The organism is Aeromonas sp. PrichA-15 (assembly GCF_017939245.1).
GTDB lineage: Bacteria > Pseudomonadota > Gammaproteobacteria > Enterobacterales > Aeromonadaceae > Aeromonas > Aeromonas caviae.
This window is the reverse complement of record NZ_JAGKRH010000099.1, coordinates 1-11762: the sequence shown is the minus strand read 5'-3', so window position 1 is coordinate 11762 and position 11762 is coordinate 1. Positions and strand designations below refer to the sequence as shown.

Annotated in this window: 14 protein-coding genes; 3 read left to right on the top strand and 11 right to left on the bottom strand. The window is 52.6% G+C overall.

The genetic code is table 11. The features are described from left to right. Positions 1-99: 99 nt before the first annotated feature. The 5 genes from J9889_RS13515 to J9889_RS13495 all read right to left on the bottom strand — a co-directional run bounded on the left by J9889_RS13515 (position 100) and on the right by J9889_RS13495 (position 3028). The gene (locus J9889_RS13515; protein ID WP_134697250.1) at positions 100-408 is read right to left on the bottom strand and encodes a hypothetical protein; all 309 of its coding nucleotides are present in this window, start codon (positions 406-408) and stop codon (positions 100-102) included. After that, complete coding sequence (locus J9889_RS13510) at positions 383-811, bottom strand: hypothetical protein (RefSeq protein WP_134697249.1); 429 nt, start codon at positions 809-811, stop codon at positions 383-385. Before J9889_RS13510 ends, J9889_RS13515 begins: the two co-directional genes overlap by 26 nt. Before the next feature lie 10 nt (positions 812-821). Next, positions 822-1247: a DUF2787 domain-containing protein gene (locus J9889_RS13505; RefSeq protein ID WP_134697248.1), complete on the bottom strand. Its 426-nt coding sequence runs from the start codon at positions 1245-1247 to the stop codon at positions 822-824. A gap of 86 nt (positions 1248-1333) precedes the next feature. Further along, positions 1334-1780, bottom strand: a complete 447-nt coding sequence (locus tag J9889_RS13500; protein ID WP_134697247.1) for a hypothetical protein — start codon at positions 1778-1780, stop codon at positions 1334-1336. Positions 1781-1831: 51 nt separating this feature from the next. Continuing rightward, complete coding sequence (locus J9889_RS13495; RefSeq protein ID WP_134697246.1) at positions 1832-3028, bottom strand: hypothetical protein; 1197 nt, start codon at positions 3026-3028, stop codon at positions 1832-1834. Between the two features lie 147 nt (positions 3029-3175). Here J9889_RS13495 and J9889_RS13490 point away from each other — a divergent pair, with 147 nt between their 5' ends. Continuing rightward, the gene (locus tag J9889_RS13490) at positions 3176-3520 is read left to right on the top strand and encodes a helix-turn-helix transcriptional regulator (RefSeq protein WP_210557015.1); all 345 of its coding nucleotides are present in this window, start codon (positions 3176-3178) and stop codon (positions 3518-3520) included. Here J9889_RS13490 and J9889_RS13485 read toward each other — a convergent pair. Together J9889_RS13485 and J9889_RS13480 are read right to left on the bottom strand one after the other, a co-directional pair. Then, a complete protein-coding gene (locus tag J9889_RS13485) occupies positions 3509-4066 on the bottom strand; it encodes a lecithin retinol acyltransferase family protein (protein ID WP_134697244.1) in 558 nt (185 codons plus the stop codon). The genes J9889_RS13490 and J9889_RS13485 overlap by 12 nt on opposite strands. Before the next feature lie 11 nt (positions 4067-4077). Next, positions 4078-5028, bottom strand: a complete 951-nt coding sequence (locus tag J9889_RS13480) for a DUF932 domain-containing protein (protein WP_210557013.1) — start codon at positions 5026-5028, stop codon at positions 4078-4080. Between the two features lie 175 nt (positions 5029-5203). Here J9889_RS13480 and J9889_RS13475 point away from each other — a divergent pair, with 175 nt between their 5' ends. After that, positions 5204-5887, top strand: a complete 684-nt coding sequence (locus J9889_RS13475) for a hypothetical protein (protein WP_164537308.1) — start codon at positions 5204-5206, stop codon at positions 5885-5887. Positions 5888-5901: 14 nt separating this feature from the next. Then, positions 5902-6498 carry a hypothetical protein gene (locus tag J9889_RS13470; RefSeq protein ID WP_171276699.1) on the top strand — a complete coding sequence of 199 codons (597 nt, stop codon included), beginning with the start codon at positions 5902-5904 and terminating at the stop codon, positions 6496-6498. A 237-nt stretch (positions 6499-6735) separates the two neighbouring features. Here J9889_RS13470 and qatD read toward each other — a convergent pair whose 3' ends face one another. The 4 genes from qatD to J9889_RS13450 are packed head-to-tail and all read right to left on the bottom strand — an operon-like array spanning position 6736 to position 11460. Beyond that, positions 6736-7494: a Qat anti-phage system TatD family nuclease QatD gene (qatD, locus tag J9889_RS13465; RefSeq protein WP_202211546.1), complete on the bottom strand. Its 759-nt coding sequence runs from the start codon at positions 7492-7494 to the stop codon at positions 6736-6738. Next, a complete protein-coding gene (qatC, locus tag J9889_RS13460) occupies positions 7491-8756 on the bottom strand; it encodes a Qat anti-phage system QueC-like protein QatC (protein ID WP_202211545.1) in 1266 nt (421 codons plus the stop codon). Before qatC ends, qatD begins: the two co-directional genes overlap by 4 nt. After that, the gene (locus tag J9889_RS13455) at positions 8753-9589 is read right to left on the bottom strand and encodes a hypothetical protein (protein WP_202211544.1); all 837 of its coding nucleotides are present in this window, start codon (positions 9587-9589) and stop codon (positions 8753-8755) included. The genes qatC and J9889_RS13455 overlap by 4 nt, the downstream gene beginning before the upstream one ends. Next, positions 9589-11460: a P-loop NTPase fold protein gene (locus tag J9889_RS13450; protein ID WP_202211543.1), complete on the bottom strand. Its 1872-nt coding sequence runs from the start codon at positions 11458-11460 to the stop codon at positions 9589-9591. The genes J9889_RS13455 and J9889_RS13450 overlap by 1 nt, the downstream gene beginning before the upstream one ends. Positions 11461-11762 lie beyond the last annotated feature (302 nt).

The window sequence follows — 11762 nt, the reverse complement described above, 5'->3', positions numbered from 1 at the left end:
GTAACGCATGTGGGGTTCTCCAAATAAACAAAACCCCGGCACACATAAAGCATGTCAGGGTTAAAGGTAGAGCGGTTGTTGGTTCACTGTGAGGGGTGTTCAGTTGGCCTTGGTGGCGGCTTCTGCTCCTGTTCCGGCTGTAGGGGTGCGCTTCACCGGCATCAGCGGTCCGGGGACCAGTACGTTGAGTAGGATAGCGAGCGCAATACTTAGCCGCTCTGCCAACTGGTAGGCAGGTCCTATGGTGTCGTAGTCAGCTATCCTGGTGGCCAGCGCCAACCCACTGGTCTCTACCGCCCGCAGATAAACGCTGTAACCTTGTACGGTCAGGCCGCTGTCGCGCACCACCTGCGTCTCGCCATCTCGATTAATCGCTTCAAGCTCAACGGCGATCGGTTGTTTTGTCACCTTTCGCCTCCTCTTGAGGTAAGGAGTCACTCTCCACGCGATAGCCGTGATGAATGCAGGTACGCTGCAGGTCGGCCAGAAAGCTGCCCAGTACACGAGGCTGTTCAGAGAGCGGGATAGGGCCTGCTTGGCAGCGCCAGAAACATTGGCGCTTGGGGTCCACGCAGATTTCATCCACGGGCTGACTCATGGTGCGCCAGTCCTCGGCATTGGTGAGGGAGAGCAGTTGCCACAGCTCCCCAGTCCAACGTAAGTGCAGCGTGACGGTGCGAGCGTTTGGGCTACAAGGAGTCAGGTGCAGCAACCAGCGCTCGCCCCGGCGAGTCGGCTGCAGTTTAGCTTTAGCCGCAACCAGTCCAAGCCACTGGCGTGAATAGTGAGATGGCGGCAGTTCGTTAGTCATCACACACCTCCTACTCCCCACTGACCGTAACGGTGAAGTACGCCATCCGGCAGTAGGCAACAAAGTTGGTTTGCCACAGGGTGAATAACTCATGGGCCTCTGAGCGCTGGATAGGCCCCCACCCTTGCAGATAGTGTTCGTCATCCAGGAAGTTGAAATCGAGCTCCTTGCTGAGCTCGGCATCCTGGCCCAGTCCCTGGTAGCTGAAGTCGGTGACGTAATCGAACAGCCAGCCATCAAGGCCGCGTATCAAGCGGATCTCGACCGGGTGAGCCCCTCCCTGCTCGGGGCTGTAGGTGGGGCTGCGAAAGTTGAAGGTGAGTTGGGTCAGGCGCTCGAGGTTGAGGCCGACATGGGCAACCTCCTGATTGAGTAACGTGAGCAGCGCTTGGGTAACGGGCAGGGCAAAGCCATCCCGGAAAAAGGGAATAGTCATAAGCGTTCCTTGTCATATATCCAATAAAACGAGGGAGGCATTCGCCTCCCTCTGGGTGTGGTTGCAATGGTTGGTGTAAGCCATCGTCACGGTGTGCCAAAGTCCGGTGATGACCCAGGCGCAATACAGTTGTTATCTGGCGAGCCAATGGCTGGCAGTACCTCTGCAAGGCGGCTGGTGGGCAAATCGATGGGGGGATTTGACGGCAGCAATAGCGTCACCGAGGTTGCGTTGCGAAGTGCTTCCCAGAACGTGGGGAAGTCCCCTTGCCGGTAAGGGGCATCGTAGCGTTGCCCGTCCACCAGCAAGGCAAACTGACGCCTGCTTTCGCTGCCATAATCACGACCGTTCACCGTCGCCAAAATGGTGAGCGGCGCATCATCTCGGCAGATGATAGTGAGCAGGGTGGCGCCTGCGAGGTTGACGGTGTAGTTCGCCTGTGTGCCCGGCCCCCAACTGTTAGACCAGCCATTTTCCTCTGCCCCGACACCACTGGTGGCAAGTGCCACCAGCAACGCGATAACTCGGTTCATTGTGGTTACCTTTTAAAAATAACAGGGAGGCTGTTGCCTCCCTGGGTTGGGTTATTGGTCAAACGAGAGGGTCTGCTCTCCTCCCAGCGTGGTCACAGTGACTTCGAGGGGGTTGCAGTCGGCGGGCTGCATCGACAAGGTTATCTTGCCACCAAAGCCCATTCGGAAGGGCAACTTGGCTTGCGGGTCTATGGTGCAGCGGCCCCGGTTGATCTTGAGGTCGGTGATCACCATCCGGTTACTGCGGCTGGTAATGTCGAGCAGGTACTTGTTCCAGCTTTGCGAACCGTAGTAGGGATTACCGCGTTTTCTCAACTGCACATCGCCCTCCTTCAGCGGTTCTACGTTGGCCAAGTCATCGTCTAACTGGGCAGCGCTGATCTCTTGCGCCGTTTGGCAAGGAAAAGCCGCGCTTTCCCGTTCAGGGAGAGTATTGGCGAGGTTATTTGTTGGGAAGGAGACCTTATAACCAGACCCGGTCGGATAGACGTCAAGCTGCTTGGCAGCTCTGAGTGCATCCCAGACATCAGCAAAGTTTTCAGCCAAGGATGCTTTTGCGCCATAGCGTTTGCCATCAATGACAAAGACAAAATCGGATCGGGTTGCGCTGGTGCCGTAATTGTCAGCGTCGATAGCCACCTTGAGTTCTACTGGTTTATTGGGTGCACATGTGATGGCGAATACCCGATAGCCTGTTGGCGCTTGCACAGAGTATTGATAGCCCTTGTGGGCATCACCCGTTACTTTCCAAACCCCCTTGGGATCGGGAGTCTTGACTGGCTCCGGCTTGGGGCGTGCTTTACAGATATATTCGGGTGAATCGACGGCAGGCAGCGCGGCGGTGAGCCCCTCTATGGGTAAGGGAACTTGCTGGTTTTTGGTCAGCATCTCCACCTGTTTGGCGTGACGCAGTGCTTCCCAGAATGCCGGGAAATCTTCCCCTAGCTGTCTGATGTTCTCAAAACGCTTGCCATCAATCACCAGCCCTACGCCGCTATAGCCAAAGTCCCCCATGTGTGAGTAACCGAGGTTGGCATCCAGCGCGACAGGCTGAGTCGGGTGGCAGGCGATAGTAAAATCGACCCGATCTTCCCCCGAGCCTGGCAACGCTACTGTGTAGTTGTATCCCGCGAGCGGGTAATTAGCTTGTCGCCGCCACACGCCCTCTTCGCCAGATGTCTGTGAGCCATCCAGAGCCTGGACCTGGGCGGTGGCCAGCATCGCTAGCAATACCATGGATTTCTTCATGTTTGTTTCCTTCTAAAATGTCTTGATGTAATTCGACCCATTCGGTCCAGTCTCAACCAAAATCAACCATTAAGGGCGATCCTCATCGTTTTGAGTCCTTCATGTCAACAAGTCCGGGTGTCAACTTTAAAAGTTGAATCTGGAGGTGTGATGGATATCAATCAGGACGCGTTAGCCAAAGCAGTGGGCAGAGCCATTGCTTATCAACGTCAACAACGGGGAATGACCCAAGAGGAAGTCGCGGAACGGCTGCAGATTGGGATGGAGGCGGTATCTCGCATGGAGCGGGGGATTGTGGTGCCCACTATCGTTCGACTGGCTGAGTTGGCACAAATATTTGGATGTGAGCTGACGGACTTGCTCCGTGAAACCAGCTCGCGGCCCCTTGAGCAAGCCGTCAGATTAGCTCACCAACTCGAGCAACTCACCGACGATGATCGTCAATGGGTCACTGATACCATGACGGCCCTGATGAGCCGTCTACTCCGTTAGCCAATCCCACAGCTTGTGGGCACCGTAAGCCGCGACAACCCCCACAGCTACTGGAGCCCATGCTGGCGCGCTCCCTATCGCAACCAGGGAGGCCGCAGTGGACGTCGCTGCGGTGCTACTGACATAGGCACCAGTCAGTCCGGCTCCGGTCGTGGAGGCCAGCTTTCCGACCGAGGCTTTCACCACCTGAGAAGCGATTACCGTTTGGGCGGCACGGGTTACCTGAGGTGAGTGATGCTGGTCTTTGATACACCACATCACGAAGTGCTCACAGTTGTTGAACAGCAGGTTATAACTGCGTTCGCCCAGACGGCTGTGCGCTCGGTTGACACTGTGATCCGGGCTCAGTCGCTGAGGATGGGTCCTGATAATAAAGTCCTTCTCCTGGCAAAACGCCCCTAACGTAGACATGACAACCTGACACGCGTCATGACCAGAAAACGGGCCCTGGTAGTGGATCACCCAATCGTCACCGGCGTAGATCCCGTGGTGCTCATACCCGATGCGCGGGGAGATAAGGTGGTCGCCATAGTTCAATGAGGACATGATGCTCTCTCCTACTGCAGCAGGGTGATGGCTTGCGCCAAGGCACGGGATTTGAGTTGAGCCCCTTGGCCAAACCAGGCGGAATCCAACCGATGATCCTGGCTGCGGGTACGGCGATGATGATCGACATACTCGGTCACTGCATTGACCAATCCCCACGCAGTGTTGTGCGAACTGGCCAGCTCGGCCCCCATTCCCGCCCCTTGGTAGAGCTCATGCAAACGCTGCACAGGCCGGGTAAGTACAATGCTCTCTTTATCCAAAGGCTGTGCCAGCAGCTCACTGAAAAAGCGCAGTGCCTCTTGAGGTGCCACAGGGCGTTGGCTGAGCGCTTTAGCATGCTGACCGAAATGGTCCCACTGGCTTACCCCCAGCCCCAGTGCTTGTTTCACGGCAGTTGCGTCAAACTGGGTTGAGTGTGGAACCTTGATAGCGCCGGTCTGGTTCCCTACTGCTACCTGCAGGGTGTTGTTGCACACCACCCGCACCGAGGTGAACTGCGCCGTGGTGCAGAGGGTGCCATCACAGCTGGTCGCCAGCAGCAGATAGGACTTCACCAGATCACCGCCTTTGAGCATCAGGTCCTGGCCGGTCTTGGCCAAAGCCCAAAGTTTGCGACCACCTTTGAGTGAGCCTGCAGTCTCCAGCTCGAAACCTCCGGCTTCCACCAAATCTTGATAGAAGTGCAGCACCTCATGGGGCTGTACCACGTTGTAGCGCTGTGAGACCACCGATAGCGGTGCCAGGGTATCGGAGCGGTAGAGGACTTTGCTGTCGGGGTAGGTGTGCAGGATGGGATTGTCAGGCGAGCCTTGGTACAGCACATCGCTTTGCTCGATGGTCCAGTCCATCCCGGCTGCTTGCAGCCAGACATCGAGGGATTGCTGTGGGGGTAGGTTATTGCCGAGGCCATGCCAAGGGGTTTGGCCAGTGTAGGCCATGGAATCAATCAAATGAGCCATAGAGATCTCCAATGAAAAAGGGACTGCCGAAGCAGTCCCTGAGGTAGGTTCATGGAGATAACATATGTCTGAGATTTGGTTCATCAGAGGCTCAGTCTGTGTCCTATTACAGAGTATTCATCATCGAAAGGTGAGAGGATCATGCCTTAGGTCTGCAGTAAAAGCTGGAGGGGAAATGTTACAAGCGATTTTGAGTAGTAAGGCTGGACGGATTGGGCGTGAGGATGAATCGCAACGTTGGTGCGATGTGTTTCATCGCAGTGAAGACCTGCTCACCGCGACGTTTTTTGGACGAATCCCATATCTTTCAGATGGCGCATTATCGGCGCTATTGGCGTTCCTGCTTGGACGTCAGCAACTCGACCTATCAGATTTCATGGAGTTAGAGCTATGGCCGCGTTTGAGGAATTCATTGGGTGAGCAGGTTGAACCTGACGTAGTTCTTCGCTTCGCTCGAGAGTTATTCGTCATTGAGGTAAAACCCCCATTCGGCGGTGCGCAGTATCAAGCGCAGTGGTTTAACCAAATGGACGCCATCACGACTGAAGAGGCTTATGCCGAGTATGAAACGATCTACTACATCGCCTTGGGCAACGTAGTACCAAGACCACTGGAACAGACGGAATTACCTGAGCGCTTTGAGAGCATGTCTGCCTGTGAATGGGAGCCGCTTCGCTGCTGGCTACGACAGAATGAGCTCTTTAGCACTCGTCAGGATAAAGCGATCCTGCGTGACTGGCAGAGCGCATTCGAACTTTATGGTATGGCTCCGCTTATCCCAAGTTGGCTGCCGATGGTGGACAAGGCTGATGCCATGCCCTTGGCTACTGGTATCGAACAACTTCAACACTGGAGTTAGTAAGGAGATAACAAATGGAAATATCCCAAGCACGATCGCTGGTCACTCAGGTCAGACATGCTCACCGTTTGCTCGAGGGCTTTTATGAACGGATCCTGCCGCAATTAGATAAACTAGCGAGCGAAGCGGCCAACGCTAACTTTCGTTTCTGGGGAAGCATGGAGGGCGAGGGTATCGGAAAAAGCACCTCTAAACCGTCTTCGCGAGCGGCTTGGAGCTTCTTACCCCTTTTTCAGTCCTTCTACTGCTACCAGCGAGGCGGTCAGTCGGAGCATGCGAAACAAGGGGACATCGTGCTCTACTTCCGCCTGAACACTGATGATGCGTTCATCGATGCAGTACCGGAGGCAATGGACTACGACCCGCATACTGGCTCCTCTTCACTGGAGTTGCATCTGTACTGCTACACGAAAGATGCTGCGTACAGTTGGGACGACATTGCTGAAGAGTATCCTTGGGCTAAGCATGATGTCTGGACCACTCAGGATCAGGATTACCCCGAAGTGGCCTGTTGTGTGAAACGCTTCAGTCTGGAGACTGTCATTGCAACCCCCGGTGATATCCACGACTGGATCTCCAGTCAGCTGGCCCATCTCCCCAGTAAGATATAGCTTAAAACACCACAGAGGCCCCCTGACAGCAGTTCAGGGGGAAGCTTGTGAAGAAGGGCAACCCAGTTAGGCTCTCGTAGTGCTGCTCAAATACAAGCCGTGTGACTCTCGCGAATTGTTCGGCGGTTATTTGCGGCTCTAGGTTGGGACCCAATAAGATACTAAACCAGCGAGACCCTTAAACCATTTTTCTCTAACTGCAACTCGATTGGTATACCTCTTAGTGACTCATCCTGGTCATATTTGCCAATTCGCTGTCGAGTAGCCAAGATGTTCAAGTAATACCTTAGCATTGCTAACCAATTGATATCGAACATCTAACGCAGGAACGTTCCAAGCATCGCTAAGTAGATTGACAGTTATTTCGAAATCCCATGGCATTACCGAACGACCATCTAACTGAGCAAAAGGACCGTCGCTTTCAGGAACGACTTTGTCCTTCGGGAGCTTTTTAGCCAATGCTTTTCCAGCTGCAGAATTAAACGCAGCTGGGCCGATACTGAACCAACAGCCTTGCGAAGTTGCAGCTTTAAGCTCAGCTATCGTTCCGGTGAACCAATGTAATACAGGGATACCGTGGTCAGGATACTCTTGGAGTAGTGATAATACGTCTGGAACTGCCTGCCTCGAGTGAATGCTGAGTGCTCGTCCACCAATATCATGACATCGCTTTACCACTGCAGCGAAGACTTGCTTCTGCTTCAAGTAGCTAGATGCATGCCTCTTGGAACCGTCCAGTCCAATTTCCCCGACAGCAATTGTGCTATTGAGCTGCTCTAATAGGAGATCCAACTCTTGGAAACGGTCCCCGACGATTTCAGGGTGAAGGCCTGGGCTGATCAACATTGTTTCATTATGACCAAACACTGAACTTGTTGCTTGGAAAGCCTTCGGACTTGTAGTTACGAGCCACGTGAATGTATTGCGACGTAAGGTTTTGGCATGGACTTCCCTTGCGTTGGTGTAGAGATCTACATGGCAGTGGAAGTCGATCACAGCAATTGATCCTGCACTAGAACTGCTTCTAGCTCAGCAAGCCCTTTCTGGAGGACTCTGCGATAATTTGGGCGTTCATCTATAGAAGCAAACGCCAGTGTGCCGCCTAGGAATCGATCTAGCCCTCTCTGCTTCGCGTCAAGCACAGCAAGAGCGATTGCCATCGGATCATCAGGAGCTCCAGACTTATCGCTGCCGAGTACGGATGGAAAACGATAGTTAGTTGCGTCTGTCCCTGGTCCCCAGGCTAAGAAAGCAGCTCGACGAATCAAGCAAGGTACGCAGCGGCCACAATGTTGACGATTATAAGTCCTGAAGCGCCCACAACTTGTAGAGTCTGAGGCTAGCTCTCTCAATCGCTTTTGGTCAAGGCATTCGCGCATCATCTCGCCTTTGGTTTTGAAGCGGTAGGGCAAAATAAGCTCTACAGAAATTCCAAGTTCGTCGAGCACACTTTGAAGCATACCAATGAAGAGAGGGTGAGTTGTTCGTGTACTCAGGCTTGATACACGGCCGGGGACTAATGGCGGATTGATGCAGATAAATCCGTTTTCAGGGATATAGATTGGTGGCTTCGGGAGATTTACCTTCGTCGAAGCCAGCACGGCAAATGCGTAGAAGGCCAAAGATCGGGCTCGAGTCGACGCTTCTCGTGCACCTCTGAAGCTAATACCATGGCTCCATTGATAATGTGAGCCCGTACCTGCCAGCAAATTTGCGTAACGCCGCTGCCGTTCCGAATCTTTATGTGCAAGTTGTGAGACAAAAAGAGGGCGTTTGCCTTCTGTGACCAAATTGATACCACCAATCAGGCTATCGAGGCCACCAGATAGTAAAGACACACAATCATTCTGAAGGTATGCCCCATCTCCCTGAGGCGCCTCAACCCCGGCGTCATTAAATATCAGGGTCCAATAGTCGCCGGTTAAAACCTTCAACATTTCTTCAAGACGCGGCTTAAGATGTACCCATCGCTGAGGTTCGCAAAGCCCTACGGTGAGTTGGATTGTACGGGTCCATCCATCTGCACTGGTGCTTCTGGGACTAGCTAAGTCGGCACTGCAAACAGCAAGACAAAACTGAACAAAGTCCCAGGCCTCCGTTGATGGCTGGAATCCTGCTCGCTTCAATGCTCTAGGCCAGAGGTTGGCAATTGTGCCAACGCCATCTCGTTTGGCACTCTTGAAATATGTGAACACTCGCTCGTTTGTTTGAAGTTGTTGCGGAACTCTTTCAACTTTGCAGCACAAAATTTTGTTCATTCGGCAAATACCTGCATGGCGGATTGAAGTACTGACTGTGCCAAACTCTTTGGGTCTGTATGGGTGGCTTTTTTTTCTTCCAGAACAACCCGCACTTCCGCCCATACCCATTCCTTTATGTCAGCTCGGCGTAGTTGGATCTGGGCTGGATCATGCTTGAGTTTTTCGTAGGTTTGGCCGAGTTGCATATCTATACGCTGACAAATTTGGTTCGATATCGTCAGTCCGATCACGTCGGCAATTTGATCATCTGTCAGATCAAAAATATCAACATCTGGGTGGTTTTCGTAAAGCTTGGCTAGAGCCTCTGTACCTGCGTCACGCAGAGAATCTTCGTCAATACTGCCAGCTCCTGAGATCACCTCTTTTAAAACTTCAAGCGCCAAGTCAGAAGCGGAAAGATTGGCCGACCTGCAGTGGGCGACCCAGTCCGTAACCCGTTGGTCTGTGCCGTCCCGAGCTGCCGCAAGGAATTGGCCTAATGCACCAGCCCCCCGAGCGGTGCTACGCATGGTAGAAGCTGCACGGCTTGCACCACCCATGCCTTTTGACACCATACTCCGAGTTGCATCACGGAGATCGTCTCGGTTGCCATTTCGGAGGTAAGAACCTAGTTTCGAACGTGCGGGACCGAAACGACGGTTCGGCGCTAATACGTTTTCAGGTACGGGAGTAACATTATTGTCAGGTTCATCGCCGGAGCCATTTTGTTCAGAGTCAGGTTGTTCCCCTCCACCACCGACTGAGCTTGGTACAGTCTGGTCTGGAGTTAGCCATTCAGGGTCAAAAGGAGAGCCTGCGCGGCCGCCACTACTTGATGTTGAAGTCCCCATCAGTGTTTCTTCCTTAGATTTTCAATCGCTGCCTTTGTGGGCTTTGATAGTTCGTTTACATCGACCCAACGTTCCAAGATCTCTCGTGCCCAGGGCTGAGCTCCTAAGGTCGGTATGATGCCGGGACCAACTTGTTTTAGAGGCGCTTGCTCCAACAGACCTGCAGCTTTCTTCCCTAGTACTGGAAAGGTCTTACAGCACTCAACGAGCATCACGATTTCCTCGTTTCGCCTCCAGGTTCGAGCATTACTGCAACTCTGCCACGCCTTAGTCATCGCGAGTTCTGTCTGGTCAGGACCAACTTTGTTCATGAGGTCCGTGAGGGATTGATGTCCGCTTGTTGCGTTTTTCAGTGCGTCACGAAGCTTGCGTGAGTCCGGATTCATATTGTCATCACCAAAGTCGCGAGTACCCGAATCACGGCTCAGGTGTAGCAGTGGGCGAAGATCTTCTGTGCCGAGTAGGGGGGGTAATTGAAGCCACTGTCGTGTGAAGGGATTGCTCTTGAAGGGGGTTGGTAAATCTACTTGTTTAGTGGCCGCCTCTTCTGCGTCAGCAAGGAGCTGCACTCGGCCGTCATTGTCGGAATGTACTTGACCAGCGATAGCCTCTGCGAGTGACTCATCACAGCGCTCAAGAAGATGCCACTTCGCCAATGCAGCAATATCTAGCTTGATCCCTTGAGGTGCTGAAAGGGCCTCGCGTAGGTATACCGTATTGAGGAAGCGTTTCATAAGCCGAGGATTAGCATTAACTGCTGACGAGCCATGGAGTAGTGATGCCAATCCTTCAGCAAGGTTCATCAAGCTCCGAAGAGCCTCGTTTGCTCCGACAAGGTCATAGAGAAACTCTTGATTAATCGTTTCGCCTTTCCAACTGTTTCGTAATCTTGCAGGAATGAGCTCAAGGGCTCTTTCAAATTGCTCAAGAGTGAGTGAACCAAACTTGGCCTCGCGTTCCAACAGAAGCAGTACCAGATAAGCTTTCGCTTCATTGAGGCCCAGTCTCGGAACATGAAGCGGCACCTGAATGAGCTTGTCAAAATAATTGGTGGCCACGTCGCTTGAAATTCCAGCGCCATCGAAATGGACTTTTACTGCGGCCTTGATGAAGTCATTGTCTGCCGCAATGACAAAAGCGCTACGACGAATGAACAGCAGCAGGCGAATAGATTCGAGTGTTGAAATAGCTGTTTGAGGGAGGCATCGATCTAAGTCGTCGACGAAAATCACTAAAGTGATTTCGAGTTCGGCAAGAAGGCTTTCTAGGGTATCTCGGAACGCCTGGATATTGGCTGGCATCGAGAATAGTTCTTTCGGTTTCAGCAAACCATTTTTCGTTGCTGTGATCGCCTCAGAATCTATCGCGATCTCGTCTGTCGTTCCCTCAGACGTGAAGAAGTTTGCGATGCTATTAAATGTTTTTCCAAGCGCACCAATCGGAATGCCCGTCGTCAGTGTGAGGGCCGCCTCTCCACTCAGCTGGGCAATCCTGAGAAGGTTGATTCGACGCCATAGCTCAGTGACTTTATCTGCAATTTTTTCGTTCTCTTTGGCAAGTTTAACAATCTCATCACCAACGATCTGAAGCAGAGCGCTGCGCGCTGACTCAAAATCTTGGTACAGCCATGGATTGAAAGTAAGGACAACGAAGTCATTTGCTGGTTTGTTGCTTTCGTTGGGCACAACCCCAGAGGGGGCTTTTAACCGAGTTGCGATCATCTTCACCAAAGAAGATTTGCCTGTCCCCCATCCGCCGGAAACGCCAATAGATATTGGCTCGCCTTTGGCTTGAGTGAGCATGCTAGCGCAAGCATCTGCCACCACGCCAAAATTCAAGTAATCAATTGCCGTCTCGTTGTCATGCCACATGGCCAAGAATCCGTTATCTAAATGTACGATATGGGCGACAAGTTTCTAGTTAGCCCAGAGCCAAAGGGCTACGATAACCGGAGGGGGGAGAAATATCCACTCAAAAACTTAGGGTATTTCGACCTGAAGTCCAGCTAATATCCTCAAGTAACAGAGCCTCATGTACAGAACCTTAAGCGGCAAGCGAATTAATAATACCGTCTAACGTGTTGTTTTGCTTGGATTTTCTCTGCCTACTCTTTTTGCCGTTTTTGGATAAATACACCATTGCCCACTCCAACTTCTCTGTTATTTCCTGCCAC